Origin of the sequence: Nocardioides silvaticus (assembly GCF_003160695.1) — a bacterium.
GTDB classification, from domain to species: Bacteria; Actinomycetota; Actinomycetes; order Propionibacteriales; family Nocardioidaceae; genus Nocardioides; species Nocardioides silvaticus.
The window spans coordinates 340,723-365,216 of sequence record NZ_QGDD01000003.1 but is presented as its reverse complement, the minus strand read 5'-3'; the positions used below and the strand labels follow the sequence as shown (position 1 = coordinate 365,216).

Here is a 24,494-nt window from a genome sequence, read left to right as displayed (position 1 = left end):
ACGATGACGCAGCCGTACACCACCCACGAGGTCCTCAACCAGGTCCCGCCGCTGGTGGGCCACAACACCGCCGACGACCCGGCCCTCCGCGAGGGCCTCGAGCGCGAGGGTGCCGGCTGGGCGCTCGGGGAGATCGACGAGCTCGGCCGGCTCGCGGGCTCCGAGGAGGCGCAGTCGTGGGGTCGGCTGGCGGAGCGGGTGCCGCCGCGGCTGCACACCCACGACCGCTACGGCCACCGGGTCGACCAGGTCGAGTACGTCCCGGCCTACCACCAGCTGATGGAGACCGCCGTCTCCCACGGCCTGCACGGCGCGCCCTGGGCCGACGACCGGCCGGGCACCCACGTCGCGCGTGCCGCGAAGTTCATGGTGTGGTCGGTCGACGCGGGCCACGGCTGCCCGATCTCGATGACCTACGCCGTCGTGCCGGCGCTGCGGGCGAACCCCGAGCTGGCCGCGCAGCTCGAGCCGCTGCTGACCAACCGCGAGTACGACCCCGTGCTCCGCGATCCCGCGACCAAGCGCGGCCTCATCGCCGGCATGTCGATGACCGAGAAGCAGGGCGGCTCGGACGTCCGCGCCAACACGACGACGGCCACGCAGCAGGCCGACGGCACTTATGTCCTGCGCGGTCACAAGTGGTTCACCTCCGCACCGATGTCGGACCTGTTCCTGACCCTCGCGCAGACCGACGCGGGCGTGACGTGCTTCCTGGTGCCGCGGGTGCTGCCGGGCGGCGAGCCCAACGCGATGCGCTTCGTCCGGCTCAAGGACAAGCTCGGCAACAGGTCCAACGCCTCGTCGGAGATCGAGTACGACGCCGCGGTCGGCTGGCTGGTCGGCGAGGAGGGCCGCGGGGTGCGGACCATCGTGGAGATGGTCAACATGACCCGGCTCGACTGCGTGATCGGCACGTCGGCCGGCATGCGGACCTCGCTGGTCCTGGCCGCGCACCACGCCCGGCACCGCTCGGCCTTCGGCCGGACGCTCGTCGAGCAGCCGGCCATGCGCAACGTGCTGGCCGACCTCGCGATCGAGTCCGAGGCCGCCACGACCGCGATGCTGCGGCTGGCGGGTGCCAACGACCGGGCGGTCCGCGGCGACGAGGGCGAGGCCGCCGTACGACGTCTCGCGCTGGCCGCGACCAAGTACTACGTCTGCAAGCGCGGACCCGTCCACGCCGCGGAGGCGCTCGAGTGCCTGGGCGGCAACGGCTACATCGAGGACTTCGATGCCGCGCGGATCTACCGCGAGCTGCCGCTGCTCTCGATCTGGGAGGGGTCCGGCAACGTCGCGGCGCTCGACGCGCTGCGTGCGATCGCCCGCGAGCCGCACACGCTCGACGCCTACTTCGAGGAGGTCGGCCTCGCCTCCGGCGCCGACCCACGCTTCGACGAGGCACTGGCCCGGCTGCAGAAGGAGTTCACGTCGTTCGACGACATCGAGCTGCGGGCGCGGCGGATCGTCGAGCAGCTGGCACTGGTCTTCCAGGGCTCGCTGCTGCTCCAGCACGCTCCGTCCGCGGTCGCCGACGCGTTCTGCGCCTCCCGGCTCTCGCGCGACTGGGGCGGCGCGCTCGGCACCCTGCCGACCGGGCTCGACCTCGAGCCGATCATCCAGCGGGCCCTGGTCGACGTGCCCGGGTCCGGCAGGTCGGCCTGATGTCGGTCGACGTCGAGCGGCGCGGCCCGGTCACGATCGTCACGATCAACCGGCCGGAGGTCCGCAACGCGGTCGACACCGAGCACGCGCAGGCGCTGTACGACGCCTTCCTCGCGTTCGACGCCGACCCTGGTGCGAGTGTCGCGGTGCTCACCGGCGCCGACGGCACCTTCTGCGCCGGCGCGGACCTGAAGGCGGTCTCGGCGGGGACGATGCGAGCCGACCCGCCCGGGGTCTCGACAGGCTCGACCGGCAACGTGGCCCCGATGGGTCCGTCGCGGCTGCTGCTGTCGAAGCCGGTCATCGCCGCGGTCTCCGGTCACGCCGTCGCCGGCGGCCTCGAGCTCGCGCTCTGGTGCGACCTCCGCGTCGCCGACCCCGAGGCGGTCTTCGGTGTCTTCTGCCGCCGCTGGGGGGTGCCCCTCATCGACGGTGGCACGGTCCGGTTGCCCCGCCTCATCGGTCACTCCCACGCCCTCGACCTGATCCTCACCGGTCGTCCCGTGGGCGCCGACGAGGCGTTGCGGATGGGCCTCGCCAACCGGGTCAGCGCCCCTGGCGCCGCCCTCGACGAGGCGGTCGCTCTCGCCGAGCAGGTCGCCGCCTTCCCCCAGCTCTGCATGCGGCAGGACCGCCTCTCGTCGTACGAGCAGCACGGCCTGCCCTTCGACCGCGCCCTCGACGTCGAGTGGGTCCACGGCGGCCGGTCCCTCCTCGAGGCCATGACCGGCGCCGCCCGCTTCCGCGACGGCGAGGGGAGGGGCGGGGCCTTCTAGGTCACCGACCCCAGCGCGGCGACGGCCATGTCGGCGAGAAGGGTGCGGAGCGCGTCGTCGGAGATGGCGTGGCCGGCGCGGGGGGTGGAGTTGAGGAGGCCGAAGGCGGCCTGTGCGGCGGCGTGGGCGGCGGCCCGCGGCAGGTCCGGCCGCTGGGCGAGCAGCTGGGCGGCGAGCAGGTCGACGTACTGCCGCTGCAGCCGGCGCACCTGCTCCCGTGCCTGCTCGGGGAGCGACTCCCAGTCGCGGTCCTGGACGATGATCAGCGGGCGGTGGCCGAGCGCGAACTCGACGTGCCAGTCCACGAGCGCGCGTACGGCGTCCGCGGGTCCCGCCGCCTCAGCGACCCGGGCGCGGCCGACCGCGAGCAGCTCCTCGCTGATCGACACCAGCATCTCGGCCAGCATCGCCTGCTTGCTGGGAAAGTGCTTGTAGAGCGCCGGGCCGGAGATGCCGCAGGCCGCGCCGAGGTCGGCGACCGAGACGCCGTGGAAGCCGCGAGCCGCGAACAGCTCGGCCGCGGTGGCGAGGATCTGGTCCCGTCGCGTCGGCTCCTGGGTCTCGGTCACCCGCCCAGGTTAATGCTCGTTCACCGGCCGGTGTCAGGCGTGCTCAGCCGGGCTCCGGCGCGAACACGCAGAACTCGTTGCCCTCGGGGTCGACCATGATCGTCCAGCGGATCACGTCGTCGGGCTCGCGGAGGATCCCCGCGCCCTGCGCGACGAGACCGGGGATGTCGCTCGACTCGAGGTCCCAGTGGATCCGGTTCTTGACGGTCTTCGGCTCGGGAACCGTGCCGAACACGAGGTAGCCGAACGGTGCTCCGGGGATCCCCTCGACCCACGACCACGCACCGTTCGGGCCGTCCTTGCTGCCGACGGTGCCGCCGAGCACGCCGGCCCACCACGCCGCCTGGGCGTGGTGGTCGACGGCGTCGACCACGACCTCGTAGAGGCGGTACGACGAGGGCTCCTCCACCTCGAACATGCACAGCTCGCCGCCCTCGGGGTCGCGCAGCACCCGCCACGGGAACGACTCGAGGTCGACGACCGTCGCGCCGAGCGCCAGCAGGTCGTCGACCGCGCCGGCGTTCACGTCGAGGTGGACCCGCTGCTTCACCGTCACCGGCTCGGGCACGGTGTTGACCCAGATCGCGTGCTGCGGGGTCGGGCCGACCAGCCGGGCGTCGCCGTCGTCGTGCCGTTCCAGCTCGAGCCCGAGCGCGGCCGCCCAGAAGGCGCCGAGCCGGTGGGCGTCGACGGCGTCGACGCACAGGTCCTTGTACGTGGCGAGCGGCACGGCCCCGACGCTACTGCCCGGCGCCGACTACTCGCCCTTGTCGGGGTCGGCCGCCTTGCTCAAGGTCTCGCTCTCGGCGCGCACCGACTTCGCGACGCCGGGGTCGAGGAGCGGCTCGTCGGCGTCCGGCGCGTTGTGCGGCTGGCCGGTGGCGGGATTGATGTCCTCGCCGTCGTCGAGCTCGTCCTCCCAGTGGTCGGTCGGGTCGGCGCCGCGACCCTGGTGCGCCGACTGCCGCGAGGCCGCCTTCGGCTCGGTCGTCGACGGGTCGACCGACCTCGCGGGCTCGGCCGGCTCGGCCGGCTCGGTGTTGCGCGGCGGAGCGGGGACGACCTCGGGCCCGTCGGCCGTGCTCGACCGCGTGCTGCCCGTCTTGGGCTTCGCCTTGGTCCTGGTCACGGGAGCCGGCGGCTCCTTCGCCCGTTCCTCCGCCTGCTCGGTCTGCCCACCCGTCACGCTCGAGGCCAGGCCGCGGGCGTGGCCGGTGACGGCGGAGACGGTCTGTCGCGGGTGGAAGACGGCGTGGGTCGCCTTCCCGACGACATCGGTGGCGAGCTTGGTGAGGGTTCCGACGGCGGACATGGTGGGTGATGGCTCCTCTCGAGGTCCTTTCGACGTCGTTACCCGCCGAGCGCCCGGGCAGCCGATTGACCGGCCAGGTTAATGATCGTTAACCTCCTCACATGACGAGTCTCGAGGAGCTCACCGTCGAGCTGCGCGAGCGGCTCGCCCGGGTGCGTGAGGGCGGCAGCGAGGCCGCTCGCAAGAAGCACACCGATCGCGGCAAGCTGCTGCCCCGCGAGCGGGTCGACCGGCTGCTCGACCCCGGCAGCCCGTTCCTGGAGATCGCCCCGCTCGCCGCGTTCGGGATGTACGGCAAGGAGGGCGACGACTACGCCGTGCCGTCGGCCGGCGTGATCGCCGGCATCGGCCGGGTCGAGGGCCGCGAGTGCCTGGTGCTCGCCAACGACGCGACGGTCAAGGGCGGCACCTACTACCCGATGACGGTCAAGAAGCACCTCCGCGCGCAGACCATCGCCGCCGAGAACCACCTGCCCTGCATCTACCTCGTCGACTCCGGCGGCGCGTTCCTGCCGATGCAGGACGACGTCTTCCCCGACAAGGAGCACTTCGGCCGGATCTTCTTCAACCAGGCCAACATGTCGGCGAAGCGGATCCCCCAGCTGGCCGCGGTCATGGGCTCCTGCACCGCCGGTGGCGCCTACGTGCCCGCGATGTCCGACGAGACCGTCATCGTCCGCAACCAGGGCACGATCTTCCTCGGCGGACCGCCGCTGGTGAAGGCCGCGACCGGCGAGGTCGTCACCGCCGAGGAGCTCGGCGGCGGCGACGTGCACGCCCGCACCTCCGGCGTCGTCGACCACCTCGCCGAGGACGACGCCCACGCGCTGCAGATCCTCCGCGGGATCGTCGGCACGCTGCCGGAGGGGCGTCTCGATACGGCCTCGCCTGGCGGCTCGGCCTACTCGACGACCGAAGCGTTCGATGTGGAGGAGCCGCACGAGCCGCCGGAGTCGCTCTACGACGTGGTGCCGGCCAGCACGCGCACGCCGTACGACGTCCGCGAGGTGATCCGCCGCCTCGTCGACGGCTCGCGGCTCCAGGAGTTCAAGCAGCTGTACGGCGAGACGCTGGTCTGCGGCTTCGCGAAGATCCACGGCTACCCGGTCGGGATCGTCGCCAACAACGGGATCCTCTTCAGCGAGTCGTCGCTCAAGGGCGCGCACTTCGTGGAGCTGTGCAACCAGCGCGGCATCCCGCTGCTGTTCCTGCAGAACATCACCGGCTTCATGGTCGGCAAGGACTACGAGAACCGAGGCATCGCCCGCGACGGCGCGAAGCTCGTCACCGCGGTCGCGTGCTCGGTCGTGCCGAAGCTGACCGTCGTCATCGGCGGCTCGTTCGGCGCCGGCAACTACGGCATGTGCGGCCGCGCCTACGACCCGCGGTTTCTCTGGATGTGGCCCAACGCCCGGATCTCGGTGATGGGCGGCGACCAGGCGGCCAACGTGCTCGCCACCGTCGCCGGTCGCGAGGACGACCCCGACGTGGAGGAGTTCAAGGCGCCGATCCGCGAGCAGTACGAGACCCAGGGCTCGCCCTACTACGCCACCGCGCGGCTCTGGGACGACGGCGTCATCGACCCCGCCGACACCCGCCGCGTCCTCGGCATGGCGCTCGCCGTCACCGCCAACGCGCCGGTCCCCGAGCCGTCCTACGGCATCTTCAGGATGTGACGACCATGGTCTCGACAAGCTCGACCACCGGGACGATCAAGTCCGTCTACATCGCCAACCGCGGCGAGATCGCCCGGCGCATCGCCCGCACCTGCGACCGGCTCGGCATCCGCGCCGTCGCGGGCACCGACAGCTTCCTCGACCCCGCGGCCCAGGTCGCCGCTGCCGTCGCGGCCGGCGCCGACGCGGTCCACCCCGGCTACGGCTTCCTCTCGGAGAACGCCGGCTTCGCCCGCGCGGTCGCCGCGGCAGGCCTGACCTGGATCGGGCCGATGCCCGAGGTCATCGAGCGGATGGGCCGCAAGGACGCCGCTCGCGAGATCGCCGCCGCGGCGGGGGTCCCGGTGGTGCCGACCGGGGCCTCGGCAGGCTCGGCCACCGATCTCTTCCCCGTCCTCGTCAAGGCTGCCGCCGGTGGCGGCGGCAAGGGCATGCGCATCGTCCGGACCGCGGCCGAGCTCGACGAGGCGGTCGCGGCCGCCGGACGCGAGGCGAAGGCGGCCTTCGGCGACGACACCATCCTCATCGAGAAGTACGTCGAGCGCGGCCGGCACATCGAGGTGCAGCTGCTCGGGGACACGCACGGCACCGTGATCCACATGGGGACTCGCGAGTGCTCGGTCCAGCGCCGTCACCAGAAGGTGATCGAGGAGGCGCCGGCTCCCGGGCTCGACGACGATCTCCTCGAGCAGATGCACGACGCCGCGGTCCGGCTCGGCAAGGCCGTCCAGTACACCAACGCCGGGACCGTGGAGTTCCTCCTCGACGCCGACACCGGGGACTTCTACTTCCTCGAGATGAACACCCGGCTTCAGGTCGAGCACCGGGTGACCGAGCTCTACACCGGCGTCGACCTGGTGCACCTGCAGCTGGAGGTCGCCTCCGGGCGGCCGATCGACCTCGGACCCGACCCGTTCTTCTACGGCAGCTCGATCGAGGCGCGGATCTACGCCGAGGACGCGTGGCACGGGTTCCTCCCGCAAGCCGGCCGTGCGTCGCTCGTGCGGTGGCCGGAGGCGACGGTCGTCGACCACGACCTCGTCTCCGGACAGGTGGTGTCCACCGCGTTCGACCCGATGCTGGGGAAGGTCGTCGTGCACGGCGACGACCGCGAGACGGCCCGCCTGGCCCTGGTGCAGGCGCTCGACGACACGGTGATCCTCGGGCTGACCACCAACGTCGGCTTCCTGCGCCAGCTCGCCGCGAGCGAGGAGTTCGCGACACCGGGCACGATCGACACCGCGTGGCTCGACCGCACCGAGCCGACCCCGCCCGACCCGGCCCCGGCGCGCGAGCTCGCCGCCCTGCTGTGGCAGCAGGCGCACGCGCCGACGACCGGGCCGTTCGCGGCCGACGGGTTCCGCATCGGCGGGCCGCCCGCCCCGGTCAGGGTCGACTTCGAGGACGGGTCCGTCACCCTCCCCGGAGGTCATGCGCCCGGCACCGCGGGAGGTGCGGGGCGCATGACGTCCGCGATCGTCACCGCACACGGCGTCGAGCTCTCCCACCACGGCCAGCGCTACGTCTTCGAGCGACCCGACGCCGCCGCCGACCACGGCATGGAGGCCGGCGACGGCACGGTGGTCGCACCGATGCCCGGCACCGTCCTCGACGTCCGCGTCGCCGAGGGCCACACGGTCGCGGCCGGTGACGTGCTCGGTGTGGTCGAGGCGATGAAGATGGAGCTGGCGCTGAAGGCGCCGTACGACGGCGTGGTCACCGCCGTCATGGCCGTCACCGGACGTCAGGTCGCCCTCGGCGACGCGCTCTTCACCGTGGAGGCGATCGATGACTGAGACCCTGCCGATGGTCGTGCCCGAGCCGGGGTTGCCGGAGCGGGTGACGATCTACGAGGTCGGCGCCCGCGACGGGCTGCAGAACGAGGCCGCCCTGGTGCCGACCGAGGTGAAGGCGGAGTTCGTGCGCCGGCTGCTCGCGGCCGGCCTGCCCGTCGTGGAGGCGACCAGCTTCGTCCACCCGAAGTGGGTGCCTCAGCTCGCCGACGCGGCCGAGCTGATGACCGGGCTGACCGCCGAGCTCGGCGACACCGCCCGCGCGCTGCCGGTGCTCGTGCCCAACGAGCGCGGCCTCGACCGGGCTCTCGAGCTCGGCCTGCGGCACGTCGCGGTGTTCGCGTCGGCGACCGAGACCTTCGCCGCCAAGAACCTCAACCGCACCCTCGACTCGCAGTTCGCGATGTTCGAGCCGACGATCACCCGCGCCCTCGACGCCGGCCTCGACGTCCGCGGCTACGTCTCGATGTGCTTCGGCGACCCGTGGGAGGGCTCAGTGCCGCTCGAGCAGGTCGTCACCGCCGGCCGCCGGCTGCTCGACCTCGGCTGCCACCAGCTGAGCCTCGGCGACACGATCGGCGTCGCCACCGCCGGGCACGTGCGCGCGCTGGTCGCCGCGTTCGAGGCGGCGGGCGTCGACAGGAGCCGGCTCGCGCTGCACTTCCACGACACCTACGGGCAGGCGCTCACCAACGTCCACGCGGGGCTCCAGGCCGGCGTCACGACGTACGACGCCAGCGCGGGCGGGCTGGGCGGCTGCCCCTACGCCAAGAGCGCGACCGGCAACCTCGCGACCGAGGACCTGGTGTGGTTCCTCACCGGCCTCGGGATCGAGCACGGCGTCGACCTGCGGGCCGTCGTCGGCACCAGCGTGTGGATGGCGTCACACCTCGGACGGCCCAGCCCGTCGGCGGTGGTGCGCGCGCTGGCAGAATCTCCGGCATGACCAGGGTCGTCCACCTGCACATCGGTGCACCGAAGACGGGGACGACCTACATCCAGACCCGGCTGGGGCGCAACACCCGGACCCTCGCCGACCACGGCGTGCACTTCCCGTCGACGACCCGGCTGGCCCGTCCGGAGCTCTCGCAGTTCCGCGCGGCGCTCGACCTCACCGAGCAGGACTGGGGCGGCGCCCCCGGCCACGCCGACGGCGCGTGGGACGCGCTCATGCGCCGGGTCCGCCGGCTCGACGGCAACGTCGTCATCAGCCACGAGATCCTCGCGCCCGCGAAGTCGCGGATGATCGAGCGCGCGATGAAGGACCTCGCCGGCAGCGAGGTCCACATCGTCTACTCCGCGCGCGACCTGGCCCGGCAGCTCGCCGCCGCCTGGCAGGAGAGCGTGAAGCAGGGCCGGGCCTGGACGTTCCGCAAGTTCCTCCGCCGCTCGCGGATGGGCAAGCCGTTCATGATGCAGGCCTTCGACATCCCCGACGTGCTGTCGTCCTGGGGAGTGGCGGTCCCTCCGGAGCGCATCCACCTCGTCGTCGTACCCGCCCGGCGCCGGAACGGCGACGTCGCAGCCGACGGCGAGGACACCCTCTGGACCCGGATGTGCCGGGCCCTCGCCATCGACCCCGCCTGGGCCCCGCTCGACAGCGACGCGGTCAACGCCTCGCTCGGCGTCGCGGAGACCCAGGTGCTGCGCCGCCTCAACCAGGAGCTGGGACGGCAGGTCGCCCGCGAGGGTGAGTACGACGAGCTGCTCCGCCGGATGGTCGCCGACGGCACCCTCTTCCACCACCGGTCCGCGCCCGTCACGCTCCGCCCCGACAACTACGACTGGGTCGAGGAGCGCACCGAGCGGTCGCTGGAGTGGATCGCCGCCAGCGGCATCGACGTCATCGGCGACGTCGACGAGCTCCGCCCGCAGCGTCCCGACCCCGACGAGCGCTGGCACAACCCCGACCGGGTCCGGAAGCGCGCCATCACCCGCGCCGCCATCGGTGCCCTCAGCAGCATGACCGCCGAGGCCGCCCGCCGCCCCGACCCGCACGGCCTCGCCGCCCGGGCGACCCGCGAGATCAAGCGCCGGCTGGAACCCTGACGTCTCGCTCGTCGAGCAGCGGCCCCGGTCGTCGAGCAGCGGCCCCGGTCGTCGAGTAGCGGCCCCGGTCGTCGAGTAGCCCGAGCCGCGAGGCGAGGGCGTATCGAGACGCCGCAACCGTCACGTCAATCGTCCCCACCGCTGGCTTTCGGCTCACTGGATCTCGATACGTGCGTCGCGGCTTCGCAAGCTCAGCCGCGGCACTACTCGATCTTCGAGCCTTCCGCTGACCGTCCTCGTGCCTCGAACGGTCAGCGGGCTCTCGGTAGAAGCTCCCGGTCGGCGTATCGGCCGACCTTCCAGGTGCTGAAGCCGTCGGCGCCGGCGCCGACGAGGCCGCCGACGACCGGCACGCGCTTGCCGACGGTGGTGGCGAGCCGCTTGCCGATGACGCGGCTGACGAGGTCGGTGGCCACGGCGTTGGTGATCGTGGTGTCGAGGGCGGGATCGTGCGACGGGGCGGTGGCGAGCGCCATCGGCGGGGCCGGGAGCTGGAGCTTCTTCACCATCTTCTTGACCGTGTCCTCGCCGAGGACGCTGACGAGGACGGCGTTGCGGACGCGGGGGTCGTCGAGGTCGTAGCCGCGCAGGTGCGCGATGCCGGCGACCATCCGACACTGGATCAGCGCCAGCCCGGTGATGTTGGCGGGCGCCACGACGGCCGCCGTCACGAGGCCGCCGAGGTTGGTCACCATCCCGCCGAGCCCGGCGTAGGTCACGTGGTTCTCGATCACCTCGTGGATCGCCTTGTCGACGTTCCCGCCCTGCTCGCGCAGCTGCGTCTCCGCGGCCTCGGCGGCCGGCGGCAGCGGGCCGACGCCGACGATCGCCCGGTGCAACGCCTCCCGCACGAACGAGGAGGTGAGGCCGGGGGCCAGCTCGGTGACCTTCGGTACGACGGCGCGGGCGGCCTGGACGGCGAGCCCGCGCTTCAGGCTGCTGCGCATGGGAAAACATTAGACAGATGGACCACAGAGGCCCGGTCGAGCCACCCCCGACGCCGTGGGAGCTGCCCTCCCGCGAGCAGCTCGCTGCCCTCCGGTCCGACGACGACCTGGTCGCCGTCGGCGCCGACCTGGAGCCGGGCACCGTGCTCGCGGCCTACCGCCGCGGGCTGTTCCCGATGCCCGAGCAGGGCCGGCTCCGGCTGCGCGGCCGGGCGCTCGGGCCGACGCTCGGCTGGTGGTGCCCGGCGCAGCGCGGGGTGCTGCGCCTGGACGGCCTCCGGGTCTCGCGCTCCCTGCGGCGGTCGGTCCGCGACTACGAGATCCGCATCGACACCGCCTTCGACGAGGTCGTCGCCGCGTGCGGCGACCCGCGCCGACCCGGCGGGTGGATCGACGACGGCATCCGCGAGGCGTACGGCGCGCTGCACCGGCTCGGCTGGGCGCACTCGGTCGAGGCCTGGCGGGACGGCTCGCTCTCCGGCGGGCTCTACGGCGTCGCCATCGGCGGGTTGTTCGCCGGTGAGTCGATGTTCCACCGCAGCCGCGACGCCTCGAAGGTGGCCCTCGTCGCCCTCGTCGAGCGGCTCTCCGACGAGCACGCCGCGGACCGGCTGGTCGACGTCCAGTGGTCCACCCCGCACCTTGCCAGCCTCGGTGTGGAGGAGGTCGGCCGCCGCGAGTACGTCGAGCGGCTGCCCGCGCTCCTCGCAGTTCCTCTACCTGACGCGTTTGCGTCACCAGCTGTTGGGGGAGGACCAGTGTCGTCAGCGGGTGGACCTCCCTAGTCTGCCAACGGCGGCCCCTCTCGGGCCGGCCGCTCCGGACCCGGTGCACGCGGCACCGGCGTCATCCCGAAAGGAACCTTCATGACCCGCATCAAGCGACCCGCCGCCGCAGTCGGCGCGGCCGTGCTCCTCGCGTTCTCCCTCAGCGCCTGCGGTGGTGCCCCCACCGACGCGTCCAAGGACGACTTCTGCGAGGCCGTCAACGACCAGTCCGCGTTCGAGGACGTCGACCTCGAGGACACCGAGGCCTACGTCGACGCGCTGAAGGAGCAGGCGGAGAGCCTGGAGGAGGTCGGCACCCCCGACGACATCTCCGACGACGCGCGGGAGGGCTTCGAGATCTACATCGACGCCATCAACGACGTCGACGCGGACGACATCGACAACCCGGACGACCTCGAGGGCGAGATCTCGGACGACGACCAGGACAAGGTCGAGGAGTTCTTCACCTACCAGGCCGAGACCTGCACCCCGGAGATCCCGGACGTCGAGGACCTGGAGATCCCCACCGATGGCGCCACCGAGTGACCTGACCCGGTTCGCTGAGAAGTGACAGTCCGGACGGCCGGCCCCACGGGGCCGGCCGTTCGTCGTCTCCGGGGCTCTCCCGAGTGCGTAGGGTGCGACCGTGAACCCGCTCCAGCGCGCCGCGAGCGCGGTCGCGGCCGTCGCCGCCGTGCTCGCCCTCGGCTCCTGCGGCGGGCCGCCGACCGACGCCTCGCGGACGGAGTTCTGCGCCACCGCCACCGACCAGTCCTGGGCCGAGAGCCTCGGTGAGGACACCGACGGCGACGCGATCGCCGACGCCGTCCGCGGCTGGGGCGACGACCTCCGGGAGACCGGCACTCCCGAGGGCATCCCCGACGACGCCCGCGAGGGCTTCGAGCTGACCGTCGACTACCTCCGCCACGTCGACGCCGACGACTTCGAGGACCTCGGCGCCCCGGCGCCGGTCAACGACGACCTCTCGGAGGAGGAGCAGGACAAGGTCACCGCCTTCGACGAGTACGTCGCCGAGACCTGCCGCCCCGACCTCGGCGTCGACGTGCCGGGCCCCGCCGACTGAGCCCTCGGCGCCCTGGGATGCCGTGCCACCATGGCGGAGATGCGTCCTCCACTCCGTCCGATCCGCGCGGGCCTCGTCCCGCTGCTGGTGACGGTCCTCCTCGGCACGCTCGTCGGTGGCTGCACCTCCGACGCGGACGACGGCTCCGACGCCTCCGACGCCGACGCAACCGCCGTCACGGCGACCGCCCCGGAGGAGCCCGAGATCGAGAGCGCGACCGACGGCACCGACGGCACTGACGGCACCGACGCGAGGAAGAGCCGGCCCGCGCAGCCACCCGCCGCGTGCGCGCCGTACGTCGCGATGGTCGAGGCCATCACGGCGGCGGCGAGCACGTCCGACGACCCGGACGAGGTGGCGGCGGAGATCGGGCCAGTGCTCAAGGAGTTCGCGGAGGTGGTGCCGACGTTGAAGCGCCCGGGCGGCATCTCGGCCGAGACGTGGCGGGGCGTCGTGGCGCTGGCCGCCGAGATCGGCAAGCTGCCGGACCCGCCGACCGACGCCCAGGTCGAGGCCGTCGAGGGCCGGCTGAGCGACGCCGAGAAAGCCGCGGTCAAGGAGGCGTTCGGCTGGTTCCAGGCCACCTGCACCTGAGGCAGGCCTCAAGCGACGTACGGCGTCGCGCCGCTGTCGGTGACGAGCTCCCGCCCGGCCGCCTCCCAGTCGAGCAGCCCGCCGTCGAGGTTGACCGCCTCGTGCCCCTGCTGGGCCAGGTAGCCCACGGCCTGCGCCGACCGGCCGCCCACCTTGCAGACGACGAGCAGCTGGCCCTCGGGCAGCTCCCCGACCCGGGACGGCAGCTCCTGCAGCGGGATGTGGAGGGCGCCGTCGATGTGACCGGCCTGCCACTCGCCGGGCTCACGCACGTCGACGACGGTGACGCCGTCGGGGAGCGGGTCGGGGACGCCGTCGACGGAGACGGTGGGGATGCGCATGGGTGCCTTTCCTCTACGTGCGCTACTTGAGCAGCTTGCTCATCCGGCGGTCGGCCAGCGGCTTGCCGCCGGTCTGGCAGGTGGGGCAGTACTGCAGGCTGGAGTCGGCGAAGGACACCTCGCGGACGGTGTCGCCGCAGACCGGGCAGGCCAGGCCGGTGCGGCCGTGGACGGCGAGGTTCGACTTCTTCTCGGCCTTCAGCTCGCTGGCCGCCAGCCCGCGGGACCGGTCGACCGCGGCGCCGATGGTGTCCTTGATCGCCGCGAACAACGTGGCCAGCTCCTCGTCGGTGAGGCTGTTGGCCGGCTTGAACGGGCTCATCCGCGCGGCGTGCAGGATCTCGTCGGAGTAGGCGTTGCCGATGCCGGCGATCGTGCCCTGGTGGCGCAGCACGCCCTTGATCTGCTTGCGGCCCTCGGACTCGAGGATCCCGGCGAGCACCTCCCGGGTGAACGCGTCGTCGAGCGGGTCCGGGCCGAGCCGGCGGATGCCCTCGACGTCCTGCGGGTCGCGCACGAGGTACATCGCGAGCGACTTCCTGGTGCCGGCTTCGGTCACGTCGAGGCCCGGCGTCAGGCCGTCGGCCTCGTCGAGCACCACGCGCACGGCGAGCGGGGACTTGTTGCTCGGCTTCGGCGGGATCGACGGCACCTCGTCGCGCCATCGCACCCACCCGGCCCGCGCCAGGTGGAAGACCAGGTGGAGACCGCTGGCCTCGATGTCGAGGAACTTCCCGTGTCGTCGTACGTCGTCGACCAGGGTGCCCTCGATCGCCGCGAGCCGCGGGTCGAAGGTCTTGAGCGCGCTGAACGCCGCGACGTGGACCTTGGTGATGGCACGGCCGGTCAGCCGGCCGCGGAGATCCAGGGCCAGCGCCTCGACCTCGGGCAGCTCGGGCACGCCGCCAGCCTAACGAGAGGGGCTGACAGGCAGCGCCCGACGGCGCATGATGGGGCATGGCCGCCGTACGACCGCTGCCCCGGACGGGCGAGATCTTCTTCGACGCGCGCGGCGGCGACCGGTCGATGCGGGTGAGCTGGCACGAGGAGGCCGACCTCGTCGTCGTCTCGTTGTGGCGCGACGGCGCCTGCTCGGGGACGTTCCGGCTGCCCGCGGAGGACGTGCCGGACCTGGTCGACAGCCTGGTCGACGTGCTGCGCCGCCGCGGCACGCCGCGGACGGCGTCGCTGCGACACGCTAGAGCGGTCTAAGGATCCGGCTAGACACCTCGATACGGTCCGATGGTGGACCCGATCCGGAACCCCTACGCGCCCGGCGCCGGGCAGCGCCCGCCCGAGCTGGCGGGCCGTGACGAGCAGCTCGCGGCGTTCGACGTGGTGCTGGAGCGGGTCGCCCGCGGCCGTCCGGAGCGCTCGCTGGTGCTGACCGGTCTGCGCGGCGTGGGCAAGACCGTGCTCCTCAACGCGCTGCGTTCGGCCGCCGTGCGCAAGGGGTGGGGCACCGGCAAGCTCGAGGCACGCCCCGACCAGTCGCTGCGCCGGCCGCTGTCCGGCGCGCTGCACCAGGCGGTCCGCGAGCTCGCCCACCCCAGCCCCGACGAGGTCGACCACGTGCTCGGCGTGATCCGCTCCTTCGCCGAGCGCGACGCCGGAGCCGACGCCAAGCTGAAGGACCGGTGGAGCCCCGGCATCACCACGCCCGCGGTGCGCGGTCGCGCCGACTCCGGCGACATCGAGATCGACCTCGTCGAGCTGCTCACCGACGTCGGCGGGCTGGCGGCCGACAAGGGGCTGGGCATCGCGGTGTTCGTCGACGAGATGCAGGACCTGGACGCGACCGACGTGTCCGCGCTCTGCGCCGCCTGCCACGAGCTGAGCCAGTCCGGGCTGCCGGTCATCGTCGTCGGCGCCGGGCTCCCGCACCTGCCGGCCGTGCTGTCGGCGTCCAAGTCCTACTCCGAGCGGCTCTTCACCTACCAGCGGATCGACCGGCTCGGCCGCGACGCCGCCGACCGCGCACTGGCAGCGCCGGCGGCCGAGGAGGAGGCGTCGTACGACGACGACGCTCTGGCCGCGATGTACGACGCCACCGGCGGCTACCCCTACTTCATCCAGGCCTACGGCAAGGCGGTCTGGGACCTCGCGCCGCGCACGCCGATCACCGCCGAGGACGTCGCTGTCGCCGCGCCGGAGGCGGAGCGGGAGCTGGCGGTCGGGTTCTTCGGCTCCCGGTTCGAGCGAGCGACGCCGGGGGAGCGCGACTACCTGCGCGCGATGGCCGATGCGGCCGAGGGCACCGACGGCGTCGACCCGGTGGGTGCGGTCGCCACCGCCGACGTCGCCCTCGTGCTCGGCAAGAAGCCGCAGTCGCTCTCGCCTGCGCGCGACAGCCTGCTGAAGAAGGGGCTGATCTACTCAGGCGAACGCGGCCGGATCGCGTTCACCGTGCCGCACTTCGGCAGGTACCTGCGGAGCCAGGGCTGACCCGGCAGCGTCGGTCAGGACCGATCAGGGCCGATCAGGGCCGATCAGGGCCGATCAGGGCCGATCAGGGCCGATCAGGGCCGGCCGCCCCCGAGGACGCCGTCGAGCACGCAGTTGAGGCTCGACACCAGGTCGGTGCACTCCTCCTCGGGCTCGTTCGGCGGGTTGCTCGGGGGGTTGCTCGGCGGGTTCGGGGTGTGCGTGGGGCCGTCCGGGTCCCAGTCGGGGTCGGGCGACGAGGGCGTGGTGGGGTCGTCCGCCGACGGCGTCGGGTCGTCCGCGGAGGTCGTCGGGTCGTCGGCGGTGTCGGCGACCGACTGGATGCCGGGCTCCTGCGTCTCGTCGGTCGGGTCGGCCTCGCGGGTGCGCCGCTCCTTGGCCTTCTCGACCGCGTCCGCCCCCTTGATGTCGTAGGACGGCACGTCGTCGGGATCGGCCTCCCGGACGACGTTCGGAGGAGTCTTCTCCTTCTCCTCGGCGTCGGCGAGGCCGAGCGCCCAGGCGCCCACCAGGGCGGTGACGATGACGACGGCTCCGCCGCGCATCAGCCAAGTCCTGCCGCGTAGCAACCAGCTACTGGTCATCCCATGCACTCCATCGGTCCTGCCCCCAGGGCCTCCCCAGCGGAGGACTCTACAGCGACAGGCGACATCAGGCCCAGACCGAGACCCGGTAACCGAGCTCGCACCCCTCGGTGCCGATCGGGTGCACCCCGAACTCCACGAGCAGCCACGGCCCGCCCGGCTCGCCGCTCGGGTCCGGCGCCACGCGCACGGTCGGCCGGACCGCTCCGATGACGATGGCGCCGCCGAGGTCACCGGTGGTGGACCGGTGGGTGCGGACGTCCATCTCGACCTCGAGGTGCGAGGGCAGCGAGGTCACCGGCGGCGCGTCGGGCACGAAGAACGACAACGACAGCACGTCCGTGTGCCGGATCATCCCGCGGAAGCCGGGGTTCGCGACGATGCTGACGACGCCGGAGTGGACCGTGACCCGCCCCTGGGTGTGGTCGGGGTTGCGCAGGTCGAGGTAGTAGGGCCGGGCCGGGGTCACGCCGGCGACCTGCAGGCGGTGCACGCCGCCAGACTAGGGCTGGTCGGGCTCCTCGGGCACCGGATCACCCGTCGCGGTGACGGAGATCCGGGTCAGCCGGCGCCCGTCCATCTCGGCGACCTCGAGCCGGGCCGGACCGACCTCCACCGCGTCGCCGACCTCGGGGAGCCGTCCCAGCCGGGCGATCACGTAGCCGGCGGCCGTCTCGTAGTCGCCGTCCGGCAGCGTGATGCCGGTGGCGTCGGCGAAGTCCTCGATCGACAGGCCGCCCTCCACGACCGTCCCGGCGCCGAGGTCGCCGAGGTCGGGCTCCGGCCGCTCGTCGTACTCGTCGCGGATGTCGCCGACGATCTCCTCGACCAGGTCCTCGAGCGTGACGATCCCGTCGGTGCCGCCGTACTCGTCGACGACGACGGCCAAGTGGGTGCCGTCCTCGCGCATGATGGCGACCGTCGGCAGCACCAGGTTGGTGCCCGGGAGGTGCAGGATCGGGCGTTGCACCTCGGCGACGGTGCGCGGGTCGTCCTGGCGGACGTCGAGCAGGTCGCGGACGTGGAGGAAGCCGGTCACGTCGTCGAAGCTGTCGCCGAGCACGGGGTAGCGTGAGTAGCTCTGCCCGGCCACCCATTCCACGGCCTCGGGCAGCGGGGTGTCACCGTCGACGAACGCGACGTCGCCGCGCGGCCGCATGACCTCCTTCAGCGAGCTGCGGGTGGCGGAGAAGACATCGCTGAGGATGCGTCGCTCGTCGTCGCCGAGGCCCTCGTGGGTGGTGACGATGTCGCGCAGCTCGTCCTCGCTGACGGAGTCGTTGCGGGCGTCGGGGTCGCCGCCGAGCAGCCGGACCAACGCGTTGGTGGACACCGACAGCAGCCAGATCACCGGCCGCATCAGGGTCGCGAACCGGTCGAGGGCGGGTGCGGTCGCCAACGCGACCGGCGCCGAGCGCTGGAGCGCGAGCCGCTTCGGCACCAGTTCGCCGAGCACCAGCGAGAGGTAGGCGATGAGCAGGGTGAGCACCACCAGCGCGACGGTGTCGGCGGCGTCCTCGCCGAGGCCGAGGTCCACGAGGTACGGCGCCACGTCGGGAGCGAGCGTCGAGCCCCCGTAGGCGGCGGAGAAGAACCCGGCGACGGTCACACCGATCTGGACGGCGGAGAGGAAGCGGTTGGGGTCGCGCGCGATGTCGGCCACCCGCTGTCCGCGTCCGCCACGCTGCTCGAGCTGGTTGACCTGGCTCTCGCGCAGGGACACCAGCGCGAGCTCGGTCGCGGCGAACACGCCGCCCACGACCACGAAGGCGACCACGAGGCCGAGGTTGAGGAAGGTCTGCGAGTCGATCAAGCCCGTTCACCTCCCTGCGGCAGCGAAGGTGAACGGTAGGGACTTCGGGGATCGTCCATGCCCGCGATCCTACGGAACCGGGTCCCGCGGACGCTGGCCGGAGACGGCGGTCGCCCCGCGGTCCTCGTCCTGGTGGACGGTCGGCGCCAGCCCGGCGGTCGCGAACGCGGCGGCCGCGACGTGGGCCTGGTCGGTCCCGGTCTCGACGAGCAGGTGGCCGCCGGGGGCGAGCCACTCCGGCGCCCGGCCCGCGAGCCGTCGTACGACGTCGAGCCCGTCGGCGCCGCCGTCGACCGTGGCGCGCGGCTCGTGGTCGCGCGACTCCGGTGGCATCAGCGCGACCGCGTCGGTCGGGACGTAGGGGACGTTCGCCACCAGCACGTCGACCCGCCCGCGGAGCCGGTCGGGGAGCGGGTGGTCGAGGTCGCCGTGGTGGACGGTCCCGCCGACCGGCGCGAGGTTGCGCCGCGCGCACGCCACCGCGACCGGGTCGACATCGGCCGCGTGCAGCTCCACTCCGGGGTGCCGGTGGGCGATCGTCAGGCCGAGGGCGCCGGATCCGCAGCACAGGTCGACGACGACGCCACCGGCGCCCAGCCGGTCGACCGCGAGCTCCACCAGGAAGGCCGTGCGCTGGCGCGGGACGAACACCCCGGGGTCCAGCGCGACGCGGACGCCGGCGAAGTCGGCCCAGCCCACCAGGTGCTCCAGCGGCTCGCCGGCGACCCGGCGCTCCACCAGCAGCTCCAGCTCCGGTCCGTCGGCCGTGGCGGCGAGCACGGCCGCCTCGTCCTCCGCGAACACGCAGCCCGCCGCGCGGAGGCGGCGGACCAGCGGGTCGAGGTCGGGCACGGTCGGGTCAGAAGTAGTCGCGCACGTGCAGCGGCCGGCCCGCGCACACGGCATCGAGGACCGCGTCATCCTCGGCCGTGCCGCCGGTGAGCAGCCCGGCCATCCGGACGTTGGCGCAGGTCTGCGCGCCCGACCACAGCAGCGCCAGCCCGCCCGGGGTGAACGTCGGGTGGTCGCCCTCGGGGTCGGTCCGCTCGCAGGTCACCCCGTCCTCGGACGCGGTGAGCCGGTAGCTCCCGTCGGTCCCGGACACCGCGTCCTGGTGCACGCGGAGGACGACCGTGCCGCGGGCGCGGGCCGGGAGCGCGGTGAACGCGGCGGGCACGTCGAGCAGCCGGAGCATGTAGGGGTGGCTCTCGATCGCCGTCCAGCTCAGGGTCGGGAGCACCGAGCGGGCGAGGTCGTCACCGGACGTCTGCACGGTCACCCGGACGGCGACGCTGGCGAACGAGCCCAGCAGGCGCCAGAGCGCCCGGTAGCCCTCGGCGGTGGTCGCGAGCAGGTCCTGGACCTCGATCCTCCCCTCGGGTCCGTAGCCGCGGCCGCGGTTCCACGAGCAGTAGCCGACCACTGCGTCGCTCTCGTCGACCGCGAGCGTGACGCCGGTGAAGTCGCCGATGACGTCCTCGTCGGTCGCGGGGAAGGACGGTCCGCGCCGGGTCAGCGGTCCGTTCTGGGCGCGCGCCCAGACGTCGTACAAGGCGCGCGCTGCGGGAAGGTCGGCGGCGGTCGCGCGTCGGGTGCGGACCCCGACCGGCGGCCGGACCCGGGTCAGCTCGGCGGTCGGGACCTCGACCGTCTGCAGGGTGGTGACGACCTCGTAGCCGCTGCTGCGGTAGATCCCCGGTGCCGTCGGGTAGAGCGTCGAGACCACGTCGCCGCGCTCGACCGAGGCGTCGAGCACCGCTCGGAAGAGCTCGCGCAGCAGGCCGCGGCCCCGCTCCTCCGGGGACACCGCGACCCCCGCGATGCCGCTCGTCGGCAGCTCCTGCCCGTGCCACCAGGAGTGGTACTCCCGCCGGAGCATCCGCCCGGCCAGCCGCTCGCCGTCGAAGGCGCCCCACCACAGCCGTCCCGGGCCGGGGAACCCCTCGCGGGTCGGCCGCGGCATCCCGTCGGGGATCGCCCCGAAGGCCTCGATGCCGAGCGCGACCGACTGCTCGAGGTCGTCGGCGGTCAGGGGTCGGACGGTCGGGGTGGTGGTCACCGGGACAGTCTGGGCCACCGGCCCCCGCGCCCGACATCCGATTTCGGCCGGTCCGCCGGCGTCGCGTCCTGCCGACAGCGGATCTGCCTGCGGCAGAACAGCCTTGGGCGACGTCCCGGGGTGCCGCACGGTGGGGTCATGAGCACCCACACCCCCGAGCGACCGCTCCTCATGGTCGACGACCAGCTGGCGTCCCGGCTGCTGCAGCAGCGCATCATCGTCCTCGGCCAGGAGGTCGACGACCACGTCGCCAACCGGCTGTGCGCGGCGCTGCTGCTGCTGTCGGCCGAGGACCCGAACCGCGACATCAGCCTCTACATCAACAGCCCCGGCGGCTCGGTGACCGCCGGCCTCGCGATCTACGACACCATGCGCATGATCCCCAACGACGTGAGCACGCTGGCGATGGGCCTGGCCGCCAGCATGGGCCAGTTCCTGCTGACGGCCGGCACGCCCGGCAAGAGGTACGCCCTGCCGCACGCCGAGGTGCTGCTGCACCAGGGGTCGGCCGGGCTCGGCGGCACCGCGATCGACATCGAGATCCAGGCCCAGCGGCTGGAGCGGATGAAGGACCTGATGATGCGGCTGACCGCCGAGCACAGCGGCCAGCCGGTCGCGAAGGTCGAGAAGGACGCCCGCCGCGACAAGTGGTTCACCGCCGAGGAGGCTCGGGACTACGGGCTGGTCGACGCCGTGCTCACCGACGTGCGGGCGGTGGCGCCGACCCGGCCCACCGTCGCGTTCGGCGGTGCCCAGTGAGCACCTACACGATCCCGAGCGTGGTCGAGAAGACCGTGCGCGGGGAGCGGGCGGTCGACATCTACAGCCGGCTGCTGAGCGACCGGATCGTCTACATCGGCACCGAGATCGACGACGGCGTCGCCAACGTCGTGATCGCCCAGCTGCTGCACCTGGAGGCGGAGAACCCCGACGTCCAGATCAACCTCTACCTCAACTCACCGGGTGGCTCGGTGACCTCGATGCTCGGGATCTACGACACGATGCAGTTCGTGCGGGCGCCGGTGGCGACGACGTGCATCGGCCAGGCCGCCTCGTCCGCGGCGGTGCTGCTGGCGGCGGGCGCTCCCGGCCGCCGGTCGGTCCTCCCGCGGTCGCGGGTGATCCTCCACCAGCCGTCGGGCGGTGGTCAGGGCACGCTGCCGGACCTCGCCGTGCAGGCCAAGGAGATCGCGCGGCTGCGGGGCACGATGGAGGAGGTGCTCGCGAGCCACACCGGGCAGAGCCTCGAGCGGTTGCGGGAGGACACCGACCGCGACCTCATCCTCGACGCGCCGAGCGCGGTGGCCTACGGCCTGGCCGACTCGGTGCTCGAGTCCCGCAAGCTCGCGGTGGGGGCGTAGGGCCACGGCTGCTCGGGCCGTTCAGGCATGAGGGCCCAGCCGACGACGTACAGCAGGATCGGTGTGCCGATGCCGAAGATGGTGGCGGCGACCAGCACGATCCGGATCAGCGTCACGTCGAGGCCGGTGTAGTCGGCGAACCCCGCACAGACCCCGGCGAGGACCTTGCCGTCCCGGCTGCGCACCAGGGTGCGCTTGGCCGCCGGAGCCGGAGGGGCGGGCTGGTGGTAGGGCTCGTAGCTGCTCATGCCTCCAGCGTGCTCGGTCGCGGCCCGCCGGACATCGGGGACCGACCCTGACCGTCCCCTGATCCTTCCGCCGGAAGTCGTCTCGATACGTCGCTCGCTGCACTCGCTCCTACTCGACGACCGAAGGCGTCCGGTCGTCGAGTAGCCCGGGCTTTTCGGTCGTCGAGTAGTCCGAGCCGCTAGGCGAGGACGTATCGAGACGCCCGCACCCGCGCGCCTACGCCGCCAGACAGACCGGGCCGCGCACGGCGTGCATCCGCCGGGCCACCCGGAGCGTCAGGTCGGCCATCCGCAGGCCGAGCGCGCCGGCGACGGCGGCCAGCACCTCCGAGCTCGGCTCCTTGCGCCCGCGCTCGACCTCGGAGAGGTACTGCACGGAGATCCCGGCCTCCTCGGCGACGTCGGCCAGCGTCCGCTCGCTGCGGTGGCGCTCCTGCCGCAGCTCCTCGCCGGCCGCCTCGCGCCACAGCGGCTCGACCGGCGCGGGCTCGGGAGCGGGCCGCGGCGCGGGCCGGGCCGGGGCGGTGGTCGGGAAGCGGAGGACGTCACCCATGGGGTGACGTTAGGCCGCCGCACCGAAGGGCGACAGGGCTGTTCGCTCCCGGCGTACGGCCCTGCTGGTGCATCATGCTGCCCATGCGGCCGCAGGTCGTCGCACACCGCGGCGCGAGTCACGAGATCGCCGAGCACACCCTCAGCGCCTACCTCGAGGCGCTCGACGCCGGCGCCGGCGGCCTCGAGTGCGACGTCCGGCTGACCGCCGACGGGCACCTGGTCTGCGTGCACGACCGCAACCTCCGTCGTACGTCGGGCAACCCCGGCCTGGTCTCGACGATGGACCTCGCCGAGCTCAACGAGCTCGACTTCTCGACCTGGAAGAACCCGTGGTCGGACCTCGACGACGAGGCGCCCGACCGCGACGAGGAGCTCGACGGCGTCCTCACCCTCCGCAAGCTGCTGGAGACCGTCGCCGACTACGACCGGCGGGTCGAGGTGGCGATCGAGACCAAGCACCCGACCCGGTTCGGCGGCCTGGTCGAGAAGCGGCTCGTGGAGATGCTGCGCGACTTCGGCTGGGAGACAGCCGGTTCGCCGGTGCGGGTGATGAGCTTCTCGTTCACCGCTCTCCAGCGGGTCGAGCGGCTCGCCCCGGACGTGCAGACGGTGCAGCTCGTCGACAAGCCGTCCTTGTGGCCGATGCTGCGCCGGGCCGTCGGCCCGCGCACGATCATGGGCCCGGGCATCGAGATGCTGCGCGACCACCCGCGGGTCGTCGACAGCATGGTCCGCACCGGCCGCACCCTGCACGTCTGGACGGTCAACACCGAGGACGACCTCGACCTCTGCCTCAAGCTCGGCGTGCGGGCCGTGATCACCGACCGGCCGGCGTACCTCCTCGACCTGCTCGACCGACGCGGTGAGGTCGAGGAGGAGCCACCCGGATAGGTTCTGGGCCATGGCCAAGAAGAACCGCTCGAAGAACCGCGCCGCCGAGACGACCTCCGGCGCGCCCGGAGAGGTCGGCCCCCGCCAGCCGTGCCCGTGCGGGTCCGGCAAGCGCTACAAGGCCTGCCACGGCGCACCCGGCGGCGGCACCGTGTTCGTGAAGCGGCCCTTCGAGGGCCTGGCCTCGGAGTGCGACCTGGTGGCGATGCGCGAGCTGGTGCCGGCGGCGTCCGCGGCGCTCACGCTCCAGGGCGAGCACGCCGACCGCGCGGTGCGGGTCTGCACGCTGCTGCCGATGGCCGCGCCGGCGATGGTCCGCGAGAGCGGCGAGGTCTGGCTCGGTCTCCAGGTGCAGCACAGCTTCGGCGACCCCTCGCGCGACCTCGCGGCCGTGCTCCTGGCGGCGCTCGACGCCGAGCCCGGCACGCCGATGGTGGGGCTCACCGAGCCGCCGGCCGCCGGCCCGCGGCTGCAGGACCTCGTCGTCGACGAACCGCTGCGCATCGAGGTCCACGAGGGGTTCGACTTCTGGGTCTCCGACGTCGAGGACTCCCCGGAGCTCGCGGCCGCGCTCGAGCAGGCGCAGGGTGCCGCCTCGCCGACGGCCCGGCTCGCGTCAGTGACGGCGGCGTACTGGACCAAGCTGGGCGACAAGGAGTTCCTGCGCTGGGTGATGCCGGAGCCGGAGGACGCCCTGCTCGACGCGTTCGCGCGGCTGCACGTCGACGACCGCGACCGGGTGGTCGACGGCGCGCGGCTGATCGGGATGTTCCGCGCGCACGGTGTGGTCGCGCCGGTCTGGGAGCTCCCGGACGGCACCGGCGTCGAGGGTGTCGAGGACGCCGCGGCCGAGCTGCGCGCGCGGCTCGACGAGGCGCTCGCGGCGACGGCCGACCTGACGACCGAGGAGCGCTCCGCCCGCGCCGGGCTCGCCAACCGCCAGGTGACGATCCGCTGACGCCGGACCG

The 24,494-nt window shown here is 73.1% G+C and carries 29 protein-coding genes; 16 read left to right on the top strand and 13 right to left on the bottom strand.

The genetic code is table 11. The annotated features are described in order from the left end of the window. Window positions 1-3: 3 nt before the first annotated feature. Window positions 4-1,662 (top strand): acyl-CoA dehydrogenase family protein, encoded by a 1,659-nt coding sequence (locus DJ010_RS09875; RefSeq protein WP_109693536.1) that lies wholly within the window; start codon window positions 4-6, stop codon window positions 1,660-1,662. Next, the gene (locus DJ010_RS09870; RefSeq protein ID WP_109693488.1) at window positions 1,662-2,438 is read left to right on the top strand and encodes a crotonase/enoyl-CoA hydratase family protein; all 777 of its coding nucleotides are present in this window, start codon (window positions 1,662-1,664) and stop codon (window positions 2,436-2,438) included. The genes DJ010_RS09875 and DJ010_RS09870 overlap by 1 nt, the downstream gene beginning before the upstream one ends. Here DJ010_RS09870 and DJ010_RS09865 read toward each other — a convergent pair. The 3 genes from DJ010_RS09865 to DJ010_RS09855 are packed head-to-tail and all read right to left on the bottom strand — an operon-like array spanning window position 2,435 to window position 4,319. Next, window positions 2,435-3,007, bottom strand: coding sequence for a TetR/AcrR family transcriptional regulator (locus tag DJ010_RS09865; protein WP_109693487.1), 573 nt, complete (start codon window positions 3,005-3,007; stop codon window positions 2,435-2,437). The genes DJ010_RS09870 and DJ010_RS09865 overlap by 4 nt on opposite strands. Window positions 3,008-3,050: 43 nt before the next feature. After that, the gene (locus DJ010_RS09860; RefSeq protein WP_109693486.1) at window positions 3,051-3,737 is read right to left on the bottom strand and encodes a VOC family protein; all 687 of its coding nucleotides are present in this window, start codon (window positions 3,735-3,737) and stop codon (window positions 3,051-3,053) included. A gap of 27 nt (window positions 3,738-3,764) precedes the next feature. After that, window positions 3,765-4,319, bottom strand: coding sequence for a hypothetical protein (locus DJ010_RS09855; RefSeq protein ID WP_109693485.1), 555 nt, complete (start codon window positions 4,317-4,319; stop codon window positions 3,765-3,767). Between the two features lie 101 nt (window positions 4,320-4,420). On the opposite strand from DJ010_RS09855, the gene DJ010_RS09850 reads away from it, so the two are divergent. From DJ010_RS09850 to DJ010_RS09835, 4 genes are read left to right on the top strand one after another with little or no spacing between them, the layout of a single operon-like run. After that, entirely contained in the window at window positions 4,421-5,995 is a 1,575-nt protein-coding gene (locus DJ010_RS09850) for a carboxyl transferase domain-containing protein (RefSeq protein WP_109693484.1), read from the top strand. Between the two features lie 5 nt (window positions 5,996-6,000). Continuing rightward, the gene (locus tag DJ010_RS09845) at window positions 6,001-7,791 is read left to right on the top strand and encodes an ATP-binding protein (RefSeq protein ID WP_109693535.1); all 1,791 of its coding nucleotides are present in this window, start codon (window positions 6,001-6,003) and stop codon (window positions 7,789-7,791) included. Continuing rightward, on the top strand, window positions 7,784-8,734 hold the full coding sequence (locus DJ010_RS09840; RefSeq protein WP_109693483.1) for a hydroxymethylglutaryl-CoA lyase: 951 nt from the start codon (window positions 7,784-7,786) through the stop codon (window positions 8,732-8,734). The genes DJ010_RS09845 and DJ010_RS09840 overlap by 8 nt, the downstream gene beginning before the upstream one ends. Next, a complete protein-coding gene (locus DJ010_RS09835) occupies window positions 8,731-9,837 on the top strand; it encodes a hypothetical protein (RefSeq protein WP_109693482.1) in 1,107 nt (368 codons plus the stop codon). The genes DJ010_RS09840 and DJ010_RS09835 overlap by 4 nt, the downstream gene beginning before the upstream one ends. Window positions 9,838-10,088: 251 nt before the next feature. Here the strand turns inward: DJ010_RS09835 and DJ010_RS09830 are convergent, their stop codons facing one another. Further along, on the bottom strand, window positions 10,089-10,784 hold the full coding sequence (locus DJ010_RS09830) for an EcsC family protein (RefSeq protein WP_109693481.1): 696 nt from the start codon (window positions 10,782-10,784) through the stop codon (window positions 10,089-10,091). Window positions 10,785-10,801: 17 nt separating this feature from the next. On the opposite strand from DJ010_RS09830, the gene aat reads away from it, so the two are divergent. The 4 genes from aat (at window position 10,802) to DJ010_RS09810 (ending at window position 13,229) form a co-directional block, all read left to right on the top strand. Beyond that, window positions 10,802-11,569, top strand: a complete 768-nt coding sequence (gene aat, locus DJ010_RS09825; protein WP_109693480.1) for a leucyl/phenylalanyl-tRNA--protein transferase — start codon at window positions 10,802-10,804, stop codon at window positions 11,567-11,569. A gap of 81 nt (window positions 11,570-11,650) precedes the next feature. Further along, on the top strand, window positions 11,651-12,097 hold the full coding sequence (locus DJ010_RS09820; protein WP_109693479.1) for a hypothetical protein: 447 nt from the start codon (window positions 11,651-11,653) through the stop codon (window positions 12,095-12,097). A 100-nt stretch (window positions 12,098-12,197) separates the two neighbouring features. Further along, window positions 12,198-12,635, top strand: coding sequence for a hypothetical protein (locus DJ010_RS09815; RefSeq protein ID WP_109693478.1), 438 nt, complete (start codon window positions 12,198-12,200; stop codon window positions 12,633-12,635). A 39-nt stretch (window positions 12,636-12,674) separates the two neighbouring features. Then, a complete protein-coding gene (locus DJ010_RS09810) occupies window positions 12,675-13,229 on the top strand; it encodes a hypothetical protein (protein ID WP_146207308.1) in 555 nt (184 codons plus the stop codon). A gap of 8 nt (window positions 13,230-13,237) precedes the next feature. On the opposite strand, the gene DJ010_RS09805 is transcribed toward DJ010_RS09810, so the two are convergent. Together DJ010_RS09805 and DJ010_RS09800 are read right to left on the bottom strand one after the other, a co-directional pair. Next, the gene (locus tag DJ010_RS09805) at window positions 13,238-13,570 is read right to left on the bottom strand and encodes a rhodanese-like domain-containing protein (RefSeq protein WP_109693476.1); all 333 of its coding nucleotides are present in this window, start codon (window positions 13,568-13,570) and stop codon (window positions 13,238-13,240) included. 22 nt (window positions 13,571-13,592) lie between these two features. Beyond that, window positions 13,593-14,471: an Fpg/Nei family DNA glycosylase gene (locus DJ010_RS09800; protein WP_109693475.1), complete on the bottom strand. Its 879-nt coding sequence runs from the start codon at window positions 14,469-14,471 to the stop codon at window positions 13,593-13,595. 56 nt (window positions 14,472-14,527) lie between these two features. Between DJ010_RS09800 and DJ010_RS09795 the strand changes: the two genes are divergently transcribed. Both DJ010_RS09795 and DJ010_RS09790 read left to right on the top strand, forming a co-directional pair. Beyond that, window positions 14,528-14,782: a hypothetical protein gene (locus DJ010_RS09795; protein WP_109693474.1), complete on the top strand. Its 255-nt coding sequence runs from the start codon at window positions 14,528-14,530 to the stop codon at window positions 14,780-14,782. A gap of 33 nt (window positions 14,783-14,815) precedes the next feature. Beyond that, window positions 14,816-16,015: an ATP-binding protein gene (locus DJ010_RS09790; protein ID WP_109693534.1), complete on the top strand. Its 1,200-nt coding sequence runs from the start codon at window positions 14,816-14,818 to the stop codon at window positions 16,013-16,015. A gap of 74 nt (window positions 16,016-16,089) precedes the next feature. Here the strand turns inward: DJ010_RS09790 and DJ010_RS09785 are convergent, their stop codons facing one another. From DJ010_RS09785 to DJ010_RS09765, 5 genes are all read right to left on the bottom strand, one after another. Continuing rightward, window positions 16,090-16,560 (bottom strand): hypothetical protein, encoded by a 471-nt coding sequence (locus DJ010_RS09785; RefSeq protein WP_109693473.1) that lies wholly within the window; start codon window positions 16,558-16,560, stop codon window positions 16,090-16,092. A gap of 106 nt (window positions 16,561-16,666) precedes the next feature. Next, window positions 16,667-17,092 carry a hypothetical protein gene (locus DJ010_RS09780; protein ID WP_109693472.1) on the bottom strand — a complete coding sequence of 142 codons (426 nt, stop codon included), beginning with the start codon at window positions 17,090-17,092 and terminating at the stop codon, window positions 16,667-16,669. A gap of 9 nt (window positions 17,093-17,101) precedes the next feature. Further along, entirely contained in the window at window positions 17,102-18,412 is a 1,311-nt protein-coding gene (locus DJ010_RS09775) for a hemolysin family protein (protein ID WP_245927404.1), read from the bottom strand. A 69-nt stretch (window positions 18,413-18,481) separates the two neighbouring features. Then, entirely contained in the window at window positions 18,482-19,264 is a 783-nt protein-coding gene (locus tag DJ010_RS09770) for a putative protein N(5)-glutamine methyltransferase (protein ID WP_245927401.1), read from the bottom strand. 7 nt (window positions 19,265-19,271) lie between these two features. Then, entirely contained in the window at window positions 19,272-20,471 is a 1,200-nt protein-coding gene (locus tag DJ010_RS09765) for a GNAT family N-acetyltransferase (RefSeq protein ID WP_158282990.1), read from the bottom strand. A gap of 138 nt (window positions 20,472-20,609) precedes the next feature. Here DJ010_RS09765 and DJ010_RS09760 point away from each other — a divergent pair, with 138 nt between their 5' ends. Both DJ010_RS09760 and DJ010_RS09755 read left to right on the top strand, forming a co-directional pair. Beyond that, entirely contained in the window at window positions 20,610-21,230 is a 621-nt protein-coding gene (locus DJ010_RS09760) for a ClpP family protease (protein ID WP_109693469.1), read from the top strand. Continuing rightward, a complete protein-coding gene (locus tag DJ010_RS09755) occupies window positions 21,227-21,832 on the top strand; it encodes a ClpP family protease (protein ID WP_109693468.1) in 606 nt (201 codons plus the stop codon). The genes DJ010_RS09760 and DJ010_RS09755 overlap by 4 nt, the downstream gene beginning before the upstream one ends. Here DJ010_RS09755 and DJ010_RS09750 read toward each other — a convergent pair. Continuing rightward, complete coding sequence (locus tag DJ010_RS09750; protein WP_109693467.1) at window positions 21,778-22,080, bottom strand: PspC domain-containing protein; 303 nt, start codon at window positions 22,078-22,080, stop codon at window positions 21,778-21,780. The genes DJ010_RS09755 and DJ010_RS09750 overlap by 55 nt on opposite strands. A 217-nt stretch (window positions 22,081-22,297) precedes the next feature. Then, complete coding sequence (locus DJ010_RS09745; protein ID WP_109693466.1) at window positions 22,298-22,633, bottom strand: helix-turn-helix domain-containing protein; 336 nt, start codon at window positions 22,631-22,633, stop codon at window positions 22,298-22,300. An 83-nt stretch (window positions 22,634-22,716) separates the two neighbouring features. Here DJ010_RS09745 and DJ010_RS09740 point away from each other — a divergent pair, with 83 nt between their 5' ends. Both DJ010_RS09740 and DJ010_RS09735 read left to right on the top strand, forming a co-directional pair. Beyond that, window positions 22,717-23,526 carry a glycerophosphodiester phosphodiesterase gene (locus DJ010_RS09740; protein ID WP_109693532.1) on the top strand — a complete coding sequence of 270 codons (810 nt, stop codon included), beginning with the start codon at window positions 22,717-22,719 and terminating at the stop codon, window positions 23,524-23,526. A gap of 10 nt (window positions 23,527-23,536) precedes the next feature. Further along, window positions 23,537-24,484 (top strand): DUF5926 family protein, encoded by a 948-nt coding sequence (locus DJ010_RS09735; protein ID WP_109693465.1) that lies wholly within the window; start codon window positions 23,537-23,539, stop codon window positions 24,482-24,484. Window positions 24,485-24,494 lie beyond the last annotated feature (10 nt).